This window comes from Saccharibacillus sp. WB 17 (assembly GCF_008634075.2).
In the GTDB taxonomy this organism is placed as follows: Bacteria; Bacillota; Bacilli; order Paenibacillales; family Paenibacillaceae; genus Saccharibacillus; species Saccharibacillus brassicae.
In genome coordinates this window covers 174,809-191,262 of sequence record NZ_VPFK02000015.1, presented here as the reverse complement: position 1 = coordinate 191,262, position 16,454 = coordinate 174,809, and the positions used below count along the sequence as shown (strand labels likewise).

Genomic DNA, 16,454 nt, shown 5'->3' with positions numbered 1-16,454 from the left:
CGAAAGGCAGGAGAGACAATGGAATATACAGAGATCGTTACGCAACAAGGCACGCTTCGAGGCGCGGTCGTGAACGGGGCCCGCGCCTGGAAAGGCATTCCGTACGCCCGGCCGCCGGTAGGCGACCTTCGCTTCCGCGCTCCGCAGCCTGCGGAAGCCTGGGAAGGCGTGCGCGACGCGCTGGCCTTCGGTCCGCTATGCCCGCAGCCCGCTCCGCCGGAAACGTCGTTGTTCGGTTCGAACGCCGTAGAGATGTCGGAAGACTGCCTCTACCTGAACGTCTGGGCCCCGGAGCCTGCCGGCTCGGCGCTTCCGGTCATGGTCTGGATTCACGGAGGCGCTTTCGTATCCGGCGCTTCAAGCCTTCCGCTCTATGACGGCACGCAGCTTGCCCTGCGGGGAGACTGCATCGTCGTCTCCTTGAACTACCGATTGGGAGCGCTCGGCTTCCTGCACGTCTCCCCGCTCGGCGAAGAATTCGATTCCAATACGGGACTGCTCGATCAGGTATGCGCGCTGGAATGGGTGCGCGCCAACATCGCGGCCTTCGGCGGAGATCCGGACGCCGTGACGCTGTTCGGCGAGTCGGCCGGCGCGATGAGCATCGCCGCGCTGCTGGCGATGCCCGCCGCCCGCGGCCTGTTCCACCGGGCCGTACTGCAAAGCGGAGCCGCCCAATCGCTGCCGGCCGCCCAGGCCGAAAGCATCTCGGCCGGCTTCCTGCGCCGGCTCGGCGTGGACGGCGGCAATCTGGAGCGCCTCAAGACGCTCGGCGCCGAAGAACTGCTTGCGGCCGCCGCGCAAATGGGCAGCGAAGCCGAAAGCGCGGGCGTCGCGCTGCCGTTCCAGCCGACGGTCGAACCGGGCACGCTCCCGGTCGAGCCGCTGCAGGCCGTAGCCGAAGGGTCCGCGGCGGGCATTCCGCTGATCGTCGGGACGAATCGCGACGAAGGCGTATTCTTTTTCCATGACGAATCGCAGGTGATGGCGCCGGAAGCGCTGATCGATACGCTGCGCGCGATGACGGGCCAGGAAGACGTCACCGAATGGCTGAAAGAGTATCCGCCGACGCTTGCGGGACAGGCGGACATGATGACCGACCTGTACTTCTGGCGCTCCGCGCTGGCGTTCGCCGAGGCGCAGTCCCGGCATGCTCCGGTATGGATGTACCGCTTCGACTGGACGCTGCCGGGCCATCCGTTCTTCGGAGCCGCGATGCATGCCGTCGAGATTCCGTTCGTATTCGGCAATCTGGTGCTGCTGCCCCGCATGGGCGTGCGCCTCGAACCGGTTATGCAGAACCTGTCGGACGCGATGCGCGAAGCGTGGCAGAACTTTGCGAAGGCCGGCGATCCGTCGACCGGCGCGCTGCCGTGGGCGCCTTACGCCGAAGACGGCCGGACCACGATGGTGTTCGGCATGACGGCCGTCCCGGAGAACGATCCGCAGCGGGAGAAGCGCGAGCGGATCTTCGGAGCGGCCCTGTAGCGTTCTTGGGAAAAAGAGAGCCGTGCGGCGCAAAAAGGTTCGGCGCCGCGCGAATACGGGAGCGGCAGTCCGGGTAAAGGAAGATGTAGGCGGAGGGCGCGATCAAGCGTTTCTTTTTTCGCGGCGGCTTCAATTTCCGGCTTTGTGTCGAATCCTATGGAAATGAATATTTCAAAGTGATATACTGGACAACAGGAGTCTTCACAATCCGTCTCCGGTTCTGCCGGAAACGACCGAGGAGGATATTAGAACATGGCTAACAATATTAAAATCGACGATTTGTCGATTGCTACGGTACGGACCCTTTCGATCGACGCGATCGAGAAAGCGAACTCCGGTCATCCGGGCATGCCGATGGGATCGGCGCCGATGGGTTACCAGCTTTTCGCCAAGACGATGAACCACAACCCGTCCAACCCGAACTGGGTGAACCGGGACCGTTTCGTGCTGTCCGCAGGACACGGTTCGATGCTGCTCTACAGCCTGCTGCACCTGTCGGGTTACGATCTGCCGATGGAAGAGATCAAACAGTTCCGCCAATGGGGAAGCAAGACGCCGGGCCACCCGGAACACGGTCATACCGCGGGCGTTGACGCAACGACCGGACCTCTCGGTCAGGGCGTGGCAATGGCGGTCGGCATGGCAATCGCCGAAGCGCATACCGCTTCCGTCTACAACCAGGCCGATTTCAAGATCATCGACCACTACACGTACGCGATCTGCGGCGACGGCGACCTGATGGAAGGCGTCTCGCACGAAGCGGCTTCGATGGCCGGCCATATGCAGCTCGGCAAACTGATCATGCTGTACGATTCCAACGACATCACGCTGGACGGCGAAGCTTCCCTGTCGCTGACGGACAGCGTCATGAAGAGATTCGAAGGGTACGGCTGGCAGGTTCTGCGCGTCGAAGACGGCAACGACGTCGACGCTCTCGCGAAAGCGATCGAGCAGGGCAAAATGGATACGGGACGTCCGACGCTGATCGAAGTCAAAACGATCATCGGTTACGGCAGCCCGAATAAGCAGGGCAAAGGCGGCCACGCCGGTCCTCACGGATCGCCGCTCGGCTCCGACGAGACCAAGCTGACGAAAGAATTCTACAACTGGGTCTACGAAGAAAACTTCTACGTGCCGGACGAAGTTCGCGAGCATTTCGCCAAAGTCAAAGAAAAAGGCGAATTGGCGAACAAAATCTGGGACGACCAGTTCGAGCAATTCCAGAACCAGAACCCGGAACTTGCCGCTCAATTCCTGATGGCGTTCAATGCCGACCTTCCGATCGGCTGGGACGAAGAACTGCCTAAGTACGCGGCAGGCGACAAAGAAATGTCGACCCGCGTCGCTTCCGGCAAAGCGCTGAACGGCGTCGTGCACCGCATTCCGCAGTTGTTCGGCGGATCGGCCGACCTGGAAAGCTCCACGATGACCCACCTGAACGACATCACCGTGTTCACGCCGCAGGAACGCGCGGGACGCAACATCTACTACGGCGTGCGCGAATTCGGCATGGCCGGAGCGATGAACGGTATCGCCCTGCACGGCGGCATCAAAGTGTTCGGCGGCACGTTCTTCGTGTTCACCGACTACCTGCGTCCGGCGATCCGTCTGGCTTCCCTGATGGGACTGCCGGTCACTTACGTGCTGACGCACGACAGCATCGCCGTAGGCGAAGACGGCCCGACGCACGAACCGATCGAGCAGCTCGCTTCCGTACGCATCATTCCGGGCCTGACGGTGATCCGTCCTGCCGACGCCAACGAGACTTCGGCGGCATGGGCTTACTCGCTGCAAAACAAGAAAAACCCGGTGGCGCTCGTTCTCACCCGTCAAAACCTGCCGATTCTGGAAGGTTCGGTCGAAGGCGCATGGGAAGGCGTGGCGCGCGGCGCTTACGTCGTCTCCGACGCGAAGGACGGCAAGCCTGCCGCCCAGATTCTCGCGACCGGTTCTGAAGTGCAGTTGGCTGTCAAAGCGCAAGCCAAGCTTGCCGAAGAAGGCATCCAGGTTCGCGTCGTCAGCATGCCGAGCTGGGACCTGTTCGAACAGCAGGACAAAGCTTACCGCGATTCCGTCATCCTGCCGGAAGTCAAAGCCCGTCTGGCCGTTGAAATGGCGAGCCCGTTCGGTTGGGAACGTTATGTCGGCGATGCCGGCGCGATTCTTGGCATCAACACGTTCGGCGCTTCGGCTCCGGGCGGCAAAGTGATGGAAGAGTACGGATTCACGCCGGAGAACGTCGTGTCCAAAGTCAAGGAACTGCTTAACTAATACAGAGCGCATCTCCCGATCCGCCTGACGCTTTTTCGAAGCGGCAGGCAGGGAGTGCGAAGTTTATCGCCCCTGCGGCGTCCGTGCGAAAGAGCGCATCCGGTGATGGACTCCGGCCGGATGACGACAGGGGCTTTTTTATTCCATGATTTTGATTCGTCAAAACGGTTTGAAGCACGCAAATATTCGAGGAGGTTTTATACGATGGCCAAAAACGTTCATTTCGATTACAGCAAAGCACTGGGTTTCTTCGGACAGCATGAAATCGACTACTTCGCGGAACCGATCAAGCTCGCCCACGAACAGCTGCATAACAAAACGGGCGTAGGTTCGGATTACCTCGGCTGGATCGACCTGCCGAAAGCATACGACAAGGAAGAATTCGCCCGGATCAAAAAAGCGGCGGAGAAAATCCAGAGCGATTCCGAAGTGCTGATCGTAATCGGCATCGGCGGTTCGTACCTCGGCGCACGCGCCGCGATCGAAATGCTGACGAACTCCTTCTACAACGTACAGGACAAATCCCAGCGCAAGACGCCTCAGGTGTTCTTCGCCGGCAACAGCATCAGCTCGACGTACCTGTCGCATCTGCTGCAATTGGTCGAAGGCAAAGACTTTTCCGTCAACGTCATCTCCAAATCCGGCACGACGACGGAACCGGCGATCGCTTTCCGTATTTTCCGCGCGGCGCTTGAGAAAAAATACGGCAAAGAAGAAGCCCGCAAACGCATCTATGCGACAACGGATACCGCTCGCGGCGCGCTCAAGAAGCTGTCGACCGAAGAAGGCTACGAATCGTTCGTCATTCCGGACGACGTGGGCGGACGCTACTCCGTGCTGACAGCCGTCGGCCTGCTGCCGATCGCGGCTGCCGGCGTGGACATCGACGCCATGATGCAGGGCGCGGCAGACGCGTCGGACGAGTTCTCGAACCCGAACGTGGCCGAGAACGAAGCGTACCAGTACGCGGCTGTCCGCAACGCGCTGTACCGCAAAGGCAAAGGTACGGAAATCCTCGTGAACTACGAGCCTTCGCTGCACTTCGTGTCGGAATGGTGGAAGCAGCTGTTCGGCGAAAGCGAAGGCAAAGACTTCAAGGGGATCTACCCGTCTTCCGTCGATTTCTCGACCGACCTGCACTCGATGGGCCAATTCATTCAAGAAGGCAGCCGCAACATCTTCGAGACGGTCATTCAGGTAGAGAACGTGTCCGAGCAGATCACGATCGAAGAAGATGCGGACGATCTGGACGGTCTGAACTTCCTCGCAGGCCAAACGATGGATTTCGTCAACAAAAAAGCGTTCCAGGGCACGATGCTTGCGCATACGGACGGACAGGTACCGAACCTGATCGTCAACATCAAAGATTTCAGCCCGTATACGTTCGGCTACCTCGTCTACTTCTTCGAGAAAGCGTGCGGCATCAGCGGCTACCTGCTGGGCGTGAACCCGTTCGATCAGCCGGGTGTCGAAGCGTACAAGAAAAACATGTTCGCGCTGCTCGGCAAACCGGGCTTCGAAAAAGAAAAAGCGGAATTGGAATCGCGCCTGTCCGAATAATTATGCGGAATAATTCTGACATCAATCTTTACGGCAACGTGAATTCCTGTTTTAATAAGAGAATAACCACCGGTTAATTCGCTTCGGCGGTTCACCGGAACCCACAGAGGAAAGCAGTTCACCCGCGTGCATCGCGTTTATGGCGTATGCAGAAGATGGGGAACTGCTTTCTACTATAAGGAAGGTTCGAATCATCCATGTTGGAACGCTACAAAACGGTCAGACAAGAAGGGCAGCAAGAAATCGTGATTCGCAAGTCGCGTTTTATCGGTCATATTCGTCCTGTCGAGAATGAAGAAGAAGCGAACGCTTTTATTAACGAAATCAAAAAGCTTCATCGCGGCGCTACCCACAACTGCTCGGCTTACCTGCTCGGCGAGCGCGATGAAATTCAAAAGCAGTCCGACGACGGAGAACCGAGCGGAACGGCGGGCAAGCCTATTTTGGAAGTGCTCAAAAACCGGGGACTGAAAAACGTGGTTGTCGTCGTTACCCGTTACTTCGGCGGCATCATGCTCGGCGCCGGAGGCTTGATCCGGGCTTATGCGGACGGTGCCGTGGCGGCGGTCGAAGCCGGCGACGAGATTACGCGCGTGCTGCATACGCAGGTATTCGTCACGCTGGACTATACGTGGCACGGCAAAGTCGAGAACGAACTGCGAAGCCGTGAAGTGCGGACAGGCGAGACGCAGTTCACGGATAAAGTGACCGTTCTTTGTTTGCCGCCTGCGGGCGAAGCCGAGCCGTTCGTCTCCTGGATGACGGATCTGACGCAGGGTCAGGCCGACATCGCGAAAGGGGACTCCGTTTACTACATCGAAGGGGAATAACGACTATGGCGAGAAGAGCAGTAGAGCAGGAGTTGTCGCGGGAGCGAATCCTTGAGGCGGCCAGACATTTGTTCATCACCAAAGGATACCGGGCCATTTCCATGCGCAGTATCGGACAGCATCTGGGCTACAGCCACGGTTCGCTTTACTATCATTTCAAAGAAAAAGCGGAACTGTTTTACGCCATCGTGATCGAAGATTTCGGGTATTTGTCAAGCTGCCTGAACGGCGTGATGAGCGGGCCGGAGATCGACGAATTCACGCGCACCGAGCTTTTGCTGCTGGAATTTATCCGTTTCGGGCTGGATCATCCGCACCAGTACGAGATCATGTTCATGACGCGCGACGAAGAACTGCTGGCTTACTGCCGCAGCGAACAGAGCCGGTGTCTGGACTTGTTCGCTTCCATCGTCCGCGGACACTTGAGCGAAGGGCTGCATACGGAAGACTCGCTCAAAAGCATTCCGCTCAGCCTGTTCCTGTCCGCGCACGGGTTCGTCTCGTACTACATTCAGGAAAAAGCGACCTTCGAAGAAATCCGGCCGGCAGCCGTCAATCATGTGCGCAATTTGTGCGCCCACCTGCATCTGCCTGCTTCAAGGCTGTGAACAATTAACAAAAGAACGCTTCGCTGCGTCGTTGCGAAAAAGAAAGAGCCTTTATCCCTTGGATAAAGGCTCTTTTTGTTTGCCAAATCGCAGTAGTAGGCGCCGTGTCGTTACGGCTCGTTTCGCAGGCGCTCGACCTGTTCGAGCGTCAAACCTGTCGCTTCGGCCGCTTCCGCCGGCTGCAGTCCCATTTTGAGCAGCCGCCGGGCCGTGTCTTCGATGCCTTTTTGCACACCCTGCTCGATACCTTGCTCGATGCCTTTTTGCACGCCCTGCTCGATGCCCTGCTCAATGCCCTGCTCTATGCCTTTTGCCATTCCCGCCTTGAATCCGTAGATCTCCGCATTTTTGGCCGCATCCATCATGGATGCCTGATCGCGCAGAAACTTCTGGCGGTCTTCGTACTCCATTCTCAACTTCTTATCCTGACTCAGAAACTCCAGAGCCGTCATCGCTTTTTTCAATTTCGGTTCGTTCATGGCCACAGCAGGATTTCGCGCAGCGGAGGCTGTCCGGATTCGGTAAACGTTCGATTGAGAAAAGCAAGCAGCACGTCCCGGTTCTCTTCGCTTCCGAAAATACGTTTGAACAAAAAATCGTTGCGCGGATCGAGCAGTTCCAAAGGCATCAGCTCCGTTTTCTTTTTATTATAAAAGAAAGTGCGGGGCAGGGATATGGAGAGTTTGAGGCTAACCTTCCATAATTTTCACTTTGAACGTGCGCGAGCGGGGACCGTCGAATTCGCAGAAATAGATGCCCTGCCACGTGCCGAGCAGCAGCCTGCCTTTTTCCACGATGATCGTCTGCGACGAACCGCACGTAATCGCTTTGAGATGCGCGGCGGTATTGCCTTCGGCGTGGCGGTATTTGGGATGTTCCCACGGATACACTTCGTCGAGGATCATCAGGATGTCGCGCTTCACGTCGGGATCGGCGTTTTCGTTAATGGCGATGCCGGCGGTCGTGTGCGGGCAGTAGACCATGGCGATCCCGTTCGTTACGCCGCTTTGGCGCACCAATTCTTTGACCCGCGGCGTAATATCGACGATCTCGTCCCGGCGGGATGTGGACAGTTCAAATGTATGCAGCATAACGATAACCTCCTTGGATAAGCGGATTTGCGCCGTCGCGCTTCGTTTACTCTTTATATACCCGGCAATCGTTTGCCTGTTTGCCCTGGCGTTTATTTCCTTTTGGTAAAAAGGTGATTGACGCTGGTCGTTAACCCTGTTACATTATGCAGTAAGTTAAACCGAGTAGACTAATGGGAATAATGCGATGAAGCTTTTCCGGCGTACGAGATCTCTAGGGCGCCGGCCGCTTCCAAATGGAGGAATATCCGGTGCAAACGTCATGGCTGCGTCACAAAGGCTGGACCTACGGTTTTCGCACGACGGTCCTGCTGTATTTCGTCGTATTGATCGTGCTTCCCATCGCGGGCGTCTACGTCTATGCGTTCACCGACGGCTGGGCGCCGTTCTGGGAAAGCATCGCCGATCCAATCGCCTGGAAAGCGGTGCTGCTCACGCTGGGACTCGCGCTGATCGCGACGATCATCAACGTGCTGTTGGGCACGATGATCGCCTGGGTGCTCGTCCGCTACCGGTTCCACGGACGGGCGATCCTGAACAGTCTCGTCGACCTGCCGTTCGCGCTGCCGACCGCGGTCGGCGGACTGATGATCCTGCTGCTGCTCGGTCCGAACAGTTGGGTCGGCGGCATCGCGGAGAAGCTGGGCTTTACGATCGTATTTCACCAGCCGGCAATCGTAATCGCGATGGTGTTCGTGACGTTTCCGTTCGTGATCCGCGCGATTCAGCCGCTGCTCGAAGAGATGGACGCTTCGGCCGAAGAAGCTTCGTATACGCTCGGAGCGTCGCGCGCGGCGACCTTTTTCCGGGTCATCCTGCCGCAGATCGCGCCGGGCATCGTGGGAGGCGCCATGCTGGCCTTCTCGCGCGCCTTGGCCGAGTTCGGAGCCGTCGTGCTCGTTGCGGGCAATATTCCGGCCAAGACGCTCACCGCTTCCGTGTTCATCTACGGGGAAGTCGAGAGCGACAACAATCTCGGCGCGGCCGCCGTATCGGTGCTGCTGCTGACGCTGTCGCTGCTCATCCTTTGGTTCATTAACAGGGTGCAGCGTCGGGGAGGGAGAGCGTGACGATGAGAAAATTGTGGATCCTACTGACTTATCTCGTGTTCGCCGTCCTGTTGGTCGCACCGCTGGCCAAAATGGTGCAAAGCGCGTTCTCGAACGGCTGGACAGGCTTCGTCGAATCGATCAGCCGGCCCGAAGCGCTGCACGCGCTCATGATGACCGGTCTCGTCGTGCTCTGCGTGACGGTGCTAAACGGCCTCTTCGGCATCATGACCGCGCTCTATCTCGTGCGGGGCAAATGGCTCGGCCGGCGGCTGCGCGGCATCATGAACAGCATCGTCGATCTGCCTTATGCGGTATCTCCCGTGATCGGCGGCCTGATGATCGTGCTGCTGGTCGGACCGGATACGGCGATCGGCGCTTTTTTTGCCAACATCGGGGTCAATATCGTCTATGCTTTCCCGGGCATGGTCATCGCGACGCTGTTCGTGACGTTTCCGCTCATGGTGCGCGAAATTATGCCGGTGCTCGAAGAAATCGGCGACGACCAGGAGCAGGCTTCGGCCACGCTCGGCGCCTACGGCTGGACGACGTTCCGCCGCGTGACCTGGCCGTCGATCCGCTGGGGCGTCGCTTACGGCGCGGTGCTGACGGTCGCGCGTTCGATGGGCGAATTCGGCGCGGTGCTCGTCGTCTCGGGCAATATCATCAACCGGACGCAGACGGCGACGACGCTCGTGTACCAGGACGTGGAAAACTTCAATATCGCGGCGGCCGGCGGAGTGGCGCTGATCTTGGCGGCGTTCTCGGCGGGTCTGCTGCTGCTTATGGAATGGACGAAGAAAAGAAGGGAAGTGCATTAGGATGCAGCATGTGGAGGTTCGCGGGCTGGACAAGCATTTCGGCAGTTTTCACGCGGTAAAAGACGTCTCGTTCGATATTCAAAAAGGACATTTGATCGGGCTGCTCGGTCCGAGCGGCGGCGGCAAAACGTCTATCCTGCGCATGCTGGCGGGACTGGAAAGCCCCGATGCCGGCGAGATTCTGTTCCACGGCAAAAAGGTCAACGCCCTGCCGCCGCAGGAGCGCGGGATCGGCTTCGTGTTCCAGAACTACGCGCTGTTCAAACATATGACGGTGCAGGAAAATATCGCGTACGGCCTCAAGGTGCAAAAAGCGTCCAAAGCGCAAATCCGCGAGCGGGTCGCGGAATTGGTCGAGCTGACCGGACTCAAAGGCTTCGAGCAGCGGTATCCGCAGCAGCTGTCGGGCGGACAGCGCCAACGGGTCGCTTTTGCACGGGCGCTTGCGCCGGAGCCCCAGCTGCTGCTGCTCGACGAGCCGTTCGCGGCGATCGACGCCAAGATCCGTCAGGAGCTGCGTTCGTGGCTGCGCGAGCTGATCGAGCGCGTCGGCATCACGTCGATCTTCGTCACGCACGACCAGGACGAAGCGATCGAAGTCGCGGACGAGATCATGGTCATCAGCCAGGGGCAGGTCGAGCAAAAAGGCACGCCGTGGGACATCTACAAAGAGCCGGCCACGCCGTTCGTCGCGTCGTTCATCGGCGAATCGACGCAGATCGAACATGCGGTCAGGCTGCACGGATTCGATCTGGCCGCCCAAACCGACGGCACGCGCGCGCTGATCCGTCCCGAATACGTCGAAGTCGGCCGTCCGAGCGAGTTTGCGCTGCTGTCGGCGACGGAAGAAGGCGTCGTGCGCCATTTGCATTTCCGCGGCAGCCAGTGGCTGGTCGAGGTGCAGGTCGGCGAGCAGCGCCTGATCACGTACCGTTCGCTGGAGAAGGAGCCGCTGCAAATCGGCGATCCCGTGCGCGTCATGGTGCACCGCGCCTACCTGTACAACGAGCAGCGCAGCTGGATCGCCGAGAACCGGTACAAAGCCGACCCGATGTCGATGATGATCTGACGGGTCCGGAAGACCATAACGGGCGGCGCAAGCGGAGATCGGGGCCGAAGCCGCATCTTAGACAAGGGTGTGAAGCGGATGAAACGCGAACTTGGACGTGGACAGGGCAGGAACATCCTGCGTGAAAAACTTGCGGCCGGAGGTACGGCGGCGAGCGGGTTCGGCGCAGCGGCGATAGAGAGCGGCGGCGAGGCGTCGGCGGCGAGCGAAGCCGGCGCAGCGGAGAATCGGCGCGGACAGAGTGCGGCGGCGGCGAACGGCGCAGGGCCGCCGGAAGCGAACGCAAGCGGCCCGGCCGGCGTCAAGCGCCGCTTGGGCGGCCTGCGCAAGCAGCTGCCGGCGCTTGCGGCGTCGCTTGCCCTGCTGGGCGGCCTGCTGGCCGGCTGCGGGGCGCAGAGCCCTTCGGCCGAAGCCGGAGACGGCGGAGCGCCGCAGGGCGACGTGACGCTCGTGATCGGCGCCTACAGCGTCGTCAAAGATTCCGTGCAGGACATCATTCCGCTGTTTCAGCAAAAATGGAAAGCGCAAACGGGGCAGACGGTCACGTTCGAGGAATCGTACGAAGCGTCGGGTACTCAGGCGCGCGCGATCGTCGGCGGGTTCGAAGCCGACGTCACGCTGCTGTCGCTCGAAGGCGATATCGACAAGCTGACGAAAGCCGGCCTCGTCAGCGAGAATTGGAAGGACAAGCCGGCAAAAGGGATGATTACCCGTTCCGTCGCCGTCATCGGCACGCGGGAAGGCAATCCGCTCGGCATTCGCAGCTTCGCCGATCTGGCGAAGCCCGGCGTCAAAGTACTGTATCCGAACCCGAAGACGTCGGGCGGCGCCCAATGGGACATCAACGCGATCTACGGCGCGGGCCTCAAAGAGTCGGAGCGCGAGACGGGCCGGAAAGATCCGGCTTTTGCCAAAGCGTTCCTGCAGTCGGTCCACGCGAATATCGAATCGCTCGACAAAAGCGGCCGCGCCTCGATGGCGGCGTTCGAATACGGCGTCGGCGACGCGCTCGTCACCTACGAGAACGAGCTGGTCGCCCGCATCAAGCAGGGTGCGACCTACGAAGTGGTCGTGCCGGACGACACGATCCTGATCGAGAACCCGGCCACCGTCGTCGACGAGAACGTCGACAAGCACGGCACACGCGACGTCGCCGAAGCGTTCCTCGACTTCCTCTGGTCGCCTCAGGCACAGCGCGTGTTCGCCGAGAACGGCTTCCGGCCGACGGAACCTTCCGTCTATGCGGAGTTCAAAGCGGATTACCCGGAGCCGCCGGGACTGTTCGATATCGGCTATCTCGGCGGTTGGAGCGAAGTGAGAGAGAAGCTGTATTCGAAGCGCGGGGTTTGGTATGAGGTATTGGCGGGGGTTCGCTGATTTCGATTGTCGCTCCGGGTCGTTTTCCTCCTCTTTGATTGGAATAAGGAATTAGAGGAAGAGGAGGAAAGCCGAAAGTCGCTCCAATTCGAAATCAGCTCACCCGTTTCGGGGAGGGCGGAAGGCAAGTTCAAGAGCCCGAGTTCAAAGGAGGGCTGGCGTGCCGCAGCGCCAAGGGCAAGTTCAAGGGCCCGAGTTCAAGGGAGGGCTGGCGTGCCGCAGCGCCAAGGGCAAGTTCAACGGCGGAGTGGAGCCTAACGAACCCTTGTATCGCTAATTAGGCGTTTACGGCCTTTTTCGGATTGTAACGAATCCTCATAGCGTTATTCGGCTCATTTGGAGGCAAAAGTGACGATGGAGCGCGATTAGCGATATGACGATTCGTTGGATTTTGAAAAAGGCTGAAAAATCCGGAATAGCGTGCTCAGGATTCGTTAGACGGGCCGAAGCAGGGTTGACGCGGGTCCGTTGGGTTTGGCGGCTCCGTTACGTGCGGGCATCCGGCTTATGTTGGGTATCGTGGGCAGCGTCTGACTTCGGCAGCGCCTCTTTTCAGCAAACGACGATACCGCGAACAGACCCTAAAGTCGTATTCATGCCAAAAAGCGCCAGGCTCGGGAAAGATCCCGGGTCTGGCGCTTTTGCGTACATGCGGAGGCCCGGCGGCGCGTAACCGTGCGCTTTTTATTTCCTGCCCCGGCGCATGCCGCTGAGTTCGAACATCAGGTAGATGACGCCGCCGATCACGACGCCCGCGATGACGGCGGCGACGAGGGAAGAGGTGAGGACGGATACCGGACTTGCGCCGGAGTTGTAATTTTGCACAAGGCCGAGGACCAGAACGAGTGCGAACGGAATCCAGACGGCTTTGGATGTGACGAATTTTTTCATGGAGTCTCCTTCATAGCGAAAATGGATACTTCCTATTATACCGGAGTGAGGCTTGGGCGTCTGCTGCGGATTGTTTTTGAAGCCGGAAAATCGGGGTATAATCCAAGGGAGAAGCGGCGCGAAGCCGGGACAGACAAGGAAGGTGAGCACAATGGCGGAAGATCGGTTGGTATTTTGGGGAACGGGCGACGCGATGGGCGTGCCGCGCGTGTACTGCGACTGCGGCGTCTGCGAAGAAGCGAGAACGACAGGCGTCAATCGCCGGCTGCGGTCGATGGTCGCGGTGGAAGAAAGCGGCGGCAGCCGGTTCCTGATCGACTGCGGGCCGGATTGGCGGGTGCAGATGGAAGCGCGGGGCATCCGTACGGTGGAGACCGTTCTGGTGACGCATCCGCATTTCGATCATATCGGCGGGCTGTGGGAATGGGCCGACCAATGCCGATGGACAGGAACGCGGGGGATTTTGTATGCGCCGGGCGAAGTGCTGGAAGCGATTCGGGACCGTTACCCGTGGCTGGACCGGAATTTGGACCTGCGGGAGATCGGGGACGGATTGACGCTCGGAGGGTGGAACATTTTCGGTTGGCGGGTCAATCACGGCAAGAACGGGTATTCGTATGCATACCGTCTTGAAAAAGACAGCTTCGCCTGGGTCTACTGCCCCGACTCGATCGGACTGTCCCGCGAGGAGATCGAACCGATGCGCAGCGCCGATCTGCTGGTGCTGGGAACGAGTTTCGTGCAGGAAGACGCCGACTATTCGACCCGTTCCGTGTACGATATGCGCGAAGCGGCCGAGCTGATCCGCGAAGTTCGCCCGGCTCGGACGCTGTATACGCATATGTCGCACGATGTCGATTTGAACCGGCTGCCGGAGCTGCCTCCGAACGTCTCGGCGGCAAGCACGGGAACGGTCGCGGAACTGAAGCGGTAGCGGCCGGCGGAAGACGGGAAGCCGGTCGGCGCCAGGCCGCGCAGCGAGCATCCAGACGAAAAATTCAAATTATGGAGGGATTTTATCATGTTGGAACCGAATGAAGAAAAAGGACAAAGAAACCACGAATCGCCCGATCCGACCGCAGACGAGACGACCAATCTGCGAGACGACGGATCGATGGAAGAACGCACGATCGAAGCCGAGACGCCGAGCGAAGAACGTCCGGACGCCCACGTCGGCAACGTGCCGGGAGAAGTTGATCCCCGCATGGCCCAGGCGGCCGCGGATATTCAGGAAGATCATGCCGGAACGCAGTCGCCAAGCGCGATCGACGAACCGGGTCTGGACAAGTTGAATCATGAGAAAAAAGCGGAGCATACGGAAGAGTAGGCGCTGCGCCTGCCGTACGTTGAGCGAACGGTTTCGTATTTGTTTATGAGCTGTTCTTCGCAAAAAAAGACGAACAAAAAGCCCGGGAGCGGAAGCTCCCGGGCTTTTTTTATATACGCATATAGATTCTGATCCATCCTGCAAGGCGAAGCCGCCTGTTATTTGCCGAACACGAACTTGTCGATCACGACTTTGACGCCGTCTTCGTTGTTGCCGAGCGAGATGAAATCGGCGATCGCTTTGAGCGGTTCGATCGCATTGCCCATCGCGACGCCGAGGCCGGCGGCTTCGAGCATCTCGTGGTCGTTCCAGGAGTCGCCGATCGCGATCGTTTCTTCCAGCGAGCAGCCGAAGTAGTCGGCGAGGAAAGCGAGCGCGTGGCCTTTGGTGCCTTCGTGGTGCATAATTTCCAGGAAATGCGGCTTGGACTTGGTAATATGCACCTGGTCGCCGAGCAGTTCGTGCAGCTTGGGAGCCAGCTCGTCGAGGAAGTCGGGATCGTCGATGATGAGCATTTTCGGCGTCGGCTGGGAGAACAGTTTTTCAAAATCCGGCTCCAGGTAGAAGCGCGTATTGTTCAGCTGCGAATAAGCGATCAGCTTTTCGTTTTCTTCGCGCGCGTACAGTTTGTCGTCGATGTACGTTTGCAGGTGCAGATTGTGGTCCAGGCAGTATTTGCCGAGCTTGAGCGCCGCTTCGACCGGCACATGGCGTTCCAGCAGCACTTTGCCGTCGATCAGGTTTTTGACCAGCGCGCCCTGATACGTAATGATCGGCACGTTGAGCCCCGTCTGGGCGGCGAGCTGCTTGGCGGACGCGTAAGCGCGGCCCGTCGCGAGCGTGACGACCACGCCGGCGGCTACCGCTTCCTCCAGCGAAGCCTGGGTAGCAGGGGTGACCTGTTTGTCGTCGTTGATCAGGGTGTCGTCGATATCGATCGCAATCAATTTGTAAGTCATGGTTTCTCTCCCGTCTCTGTCTGTTTATGCTGTTGATCTGTGTGGTCTATGATACAGTCTGGATTCCGTGCCTGTTCAGTCCTGCAAAAAGACGAGCCCGACAAAGTCGTCCATCTCGATGCTGCCGAAGTAATGCTTCAGGTCCACGCCTTCGAGCGCCGCGCGAACGTCCGATTCTTCGTACCGTTTGCCGCGCAGCAGGGCTGCCACTTCGGACGCGTCGCCTACACCGAAAAAGTCGCCGAAGATCGTAATGTCTTCGATATGACCGTTGTTGACGTCCATGCGCAGGTCGATGATGCCGACCGGGAATTTCTTCGCGTGCTTGACGTTGTAGGCCGGCGACTGGCCGTAGTTCCAATCCCAGTTCCGATAGCGTTCTTCGGAAATCTCATGGATCTTTTTCCAGTCTTCTTCGGTCAGTTTGTACTCCGGTACTTCATTTGGCTCCACGTTGAAAATATGGCGCAAAATGCTGTCGCGGAACTGCTGCATCGTCAGCTTCTCGTTCATGAACTCCGAGATGTTGGCGACGCGGCTGCGGACCGACTTGGTGCTTTTCGATTTGAACTTTTCGGGATTGGCTTTGAGCGCCGAATGCACGTTGTCCAGTTCGGAATCGAACATGAGCGTACCGTGGCTGAACATGCGTCCGCGCGTCGAAAACTGGGCGTTGCCCGAAATTTTCTGTTCGCCGACCTGAAGATCGTTGCGGCCGGACAGCTGGGCTTCGACGCCCATATCGTGCAGCGCTTCGACCATCGGTTCGGTGAATTTGCGGAAATTGTGGAACGATTGGCCGTCGTCCTGGGTCAGGAAGCTGAAATTCAGGTTGCCGAGGTCATGGTAGACCGCGCCGCCGCCGGACAAACGGCGCACGACGTGCAGATCGTTCGCTTTGACGTACTCGGCATTGATCTCTTCGACCGTATTTTGGTGCTTGCCGATAATGATCGACGGTTCGTTGATGTAGAACAGCAAATAGCTGTCGCCGTCCATCGGCAGATGACGCAGCACGAATTCTTCGATCGCCAGGTTGATTCGCGGATCGTGAATGCCCTGATTGTCGATAAAAAGCATGGTATGGCCTCCCGTTTCGAGTCGATTTCGCCT

Annotated in this window: 15 protein-coding genes and 1 pseudogene; 11 read left to right on the top strand and 5 right to left on the bottom strand. The window is 58.9% G+C overall.

The window, feature by feature from the left end:
• Positions 1–18: 18 nt before the first annotated feature.
• The 5 genes from FTE24_RS08120 to FTE24_RS08100 all read left to right on the top strand — a co-directional run bounded on the left by FTE24_RS08120 (position 19) and on the right by FTE24_RS08100 (position 6,757).
• The gene (locus tag FTE24_RS08120) at positions 19–1,488 is read left to right on the top strand and encodes a carboxylesterase/lipase family protein (protein WP_150231542.1); all 1,470 of its coding nucleotides are present in this window, start codon (positions 19–21) and stop codon (positions 1,486–1,488) included.
• A 252-nt stretch (positions 1,489–1,740) separates the two neighbouring features.
• Entirely contained in the window at positions 1,741–3,759 is a 2,019-nt protein-coding gene (gene tkt, locus FTE24_RS08115) for a transketolase (RefSeq protein ID WP_150231540.1), read from the top strand.
• A gap of 204 nt (positions 3,760–3,963) precedes the next feature.
• On the top strand, positions 3,964–5,319 hold the full coding sequence (locus FTE24_RS08110; protein ID WP_141448961.1) for a glucose-6-phosphate isomerase: 1,356 nt from the start codon (positions 3,964–3,966) through the stop codon (positions 5,317–5,319).
• Between the two features lie 197 nt (positions 5,320–5,516).
• Positions 5,517–6,149 carry a YigZ family protein gene (locus FTE24_RS08105; protein ID WP_150231538.1) on the top strand — a complete coding sequence of 211 codons (633 nt, stop codon included), beginning with the start codon at positions 5,517–5,519 and terminating at the stop codon, positions 6,147–6,149.
• Between the two features lie 5 nt (positions 6,150–6,154).
• Positions 6,155–6,757 (top strand): TetR/AcrR family transcriptional regulator, encoded by a 603-nt coding sequence (locus FTE24_RS08100; RefSeq protein ID WP_150231537.1) that lies wholly within the window; start codon positions 6,155–6,157, stop codon positions 6,755–6,757.
• Between the two features lie 110 nt (positions 6,758–6,867).
• Here FTE24_RS08100 and FTE24_RS08095 read toward each other — a convergent pair.
• Together FTE24_RS08095 and FTE24_RS08090 are read right to left on the bottom strand one after the other, a co-directional pair.
• Positions 6,868–7,385, bottom strand: a pseudogene (locus tag FTE24_RS08095) (PD-(D/E)XK nuclease family transposase).
• A gap of 61 nt (positions 7,386–7,446) precedes the next feature.
• Positions 7,447–7,848 carry a secondary thiamine-phosphate synthase enzyme YjbQ gene (locus FTE24_RS08090; protein ID WP_141448965.1) on the bottom strand — a complete coding sequence of 134 codons (402 nt, stop codon included), beginning with the start codon at positions 7,846–7,848 and terminating at the stop codon, positions 7,447–7,449.
• 236 nt (positions 7,849–8,084) lie between these two features.
• Between FTE24_RS08090 and cysT the strand changes: the two genes are divergently transcribed.
• The 4 genes from cysT to FTE24_RS08070 all read left to right on the top strand — a co-directional run bounded on the left by cysT (position 8,085) and on the right by FTE24_RS08070 (position 12,164).
• Positions 8,085–8,918 (top strand): sulfate ABC transporter permease subunit CysT, encoded by an 834-nt coding sequence (gene cysT, locus FTE24_RS08085; protein ID WP_141448966.1) that lies wholly within the window; start codon positions 8,085–8,087, stop codon positions 8,916–8,918.
• A 2-nt stretch (positions 8,919–8,920) separates the two neighbouring features.
• Entirely contained in the window at positions 8,921–9,718 is a 798-nt protein-coding gene (locus FTE24_RS08080) for a sulfate ABC transporter permease subunit (protein ID WP_150231535.1), read from the top strand.
• 1 nt (position 9,719) lies between these two features.
• Positions 9,720–10,787: an ABC transporter ATP-binding protein gene (locus tag FTE24_RS08075; RefSeq protein ID WP_150231533.1), complete on the top strand. Its 1,068-nt coding sequence runs from the start codon at positions 9,720–9,722 to the stop codon at positions 10,785–10,787.
• Positions 10,788–10,865: 78 nt separating this feature from the next.
• Entirely contained in the window at positions 10,866–12,164 is a 1,299-nt protein-coding gene (locus FTE24_RS08070; protein ID WP_237401690.1) for a sulfate ABC transporter substrate-binding protein, read from the top strand.
• 684 nt (positions 12,165–12,848) lie between these two features.
• Here FTE24_RS08070 and FTE24_RS08065 read toward each other — a convergent pair.
• Positions 12,849–13,055: a hypothetical protein gene (locus tag FTE24_RS08065; protein WP_150231531.1), complete on the bottom strand. Its 207-nt coding sequence runs from the start codon at positions 13,053–13,055 to the stop codon at positions 12,849–12,851.
• 151 nt (positions 13,056–13,206) lie between these two features.
• Here FTE24_RS08065 and FTE24_RS08060 point away from each other — a divergent pair, with 151 nt between their 5' ends.
• Both FTE24_RS08060 and FTE24_RS08055 read left to right on the top strand, forming a co-directional pair.
• Positions 13,207–13,989 (top strand): MBL fold metallo-hydrolase, encoded by a 783-nt coding sequence (locus tag FTE24_RS08060; RefSeq protein ID WP_150231529.1) that lies wholly within the window; start codon positions 13,207–13,209, stop codon positions 13,987–13,989.
• An 87-nt stretch (positions 13,990–14,076) separates the two neighbouring features.
• A complete protein-coding gene (locus FTE24_RS08055; RefSeq protein WP_150231526.1) occupies positions 14,077–14,382 on the top strand; it encodes a hypothetical protein in 306 nt (101 codons plus the stop codon).
• A 158-nt stretch (positions 14,383–14,540) separates the two neighbouring features.
• On the opposite strand, the gene FTE24_RS08050 is transcribed toward FTE24_RS08055, so the two are convergent.
• Positions 14,541–15,341, bottom strand: coding sequence for a Cof-type HAD-IIB family hydrolase (locus FTE24_RS08050; protein WP_150231524.1), 801 nt, complete (start codon positions 15,339–15,341; stop codon positions 14,541–14,543).
• 75 nt (positions 15,342–15,416) lie between these two features.
• The gene (locus FTE24_RS08045; RefSeq protein ID WP_141448973.1) at positions 15,417–16,421 is read right to left on the bottom strand and encodes a lipoate--protein ligase; all 1,005 of its coding nucleotides are present in this window, start codon (positions 16,419–16,421) and stop codon (positions 15,417–15,419) included.
• Positions 16,422–16,454: the final 33 nt, after the last annotated feature.

Bases quoted from the DNA above. Each gene is read 5' to 3' on its own strand.
- FTE24_RS08055 (WP_150231526.1), top strand. From the start codon at position 14,077: ATGTTGGAACCGAATGAAGAAAAAGGACAAAGAAACCACGAATCGCCC.
- FTE24_RS08105 (WP_150231538.1), top strand. From the start codon at position 5,517: ATGTTGGAACGCTACAAAACGGTCAGACAAGAAGGGCAGCAAGAAATC.
- FTE24_RS08120 (WP_150231542.1), top strand. From the start codon at position 19: ATGGAATATACAGAGATCGTTACGCAACAAGGCACGCTTCGAGGCGCG.
- FTE24_RS08090 (WP_141448965.1), bottom strand. From the start codon at position 7,848: ATGCTGCATACATTTGAACTGTCCACATCCCGCCGGGACGAGATCGTC.
- cysT (WP_141448966.1), top strand. From the start codon at position 8,085: ATGGAGGAATATCCGGTGCAAACGTCATGGCTGCGTCACAAAGGCTGG.
- FTE24_RS08050 (WP_150231524.1), bottom strand. From the start codon at position 15,341: ATGACTTACAAATTGATTGCGATCGATATCGACGACACCCTGATCAAC.
- FTE24_RS08070 (WP_237401690.1), top strand. From the start codon at position 10,866: ATGAAACGCGAACTTGGACGTGGACAGGGCAGGAACATCCTGCGTGAA.
- FTE24_RS08060 (WP_150231529.1), top strand. From the start codon at position 13,207: ATGGCGGAAGATCGGTTGGTATTTTGGGGAACGGGCGACGCGATGGGC.
- FTE24_RS08080 (WP_150231535.1), top strand. From the start codon at position 8,921: ATGAGAAAATTGTGGATCCTACTGACTTATCTCGTGTTCGCCGTCCTG.
- FTE24_RS08075 (WP_150231533.1), top strand. From the start codon at position 9,720: ATGCAGCATGTGGAGGTTCGCGGGCTGGACAAGCATTTCGGCAGTTTT.
- FTE24_RS08065 (WP_150231531.1), bottom strand. From the start codon at position 13,055: ATGAAAAAATTCGTCACATCCAAAGCCGTCTGGATTCCGTTCGCACTC.
- FTE24_RS08045 (WP_141448973.1), bottom strand. From the start codon at position 16,421: ATGCTTTTTATCGACAATCAGGGCATTCACGATCCGCGAATCAACCTG.
- FTE24_RS08100 (WP_150231537.1), top strand. From the start codon at position 6,155: ATGGCGAGAAGAGCAGTAGAGCAGGAGTTGTCGCGGGAGCGAATCCTT.
- tkt (WP_150231540.1), top strand. From the start codon at position 1,741: ATGGCTAACAATATTAAAATCGACGATTTGTCGATTGCTACGGTACGG.
- FTE24_RS08110 (WP_141448961.1), top strand. From the start codon at position 3,964: ATGGCCAAAAACGTTCATTTCGATTACAGCAAAGCACTGGGTTTCTTC.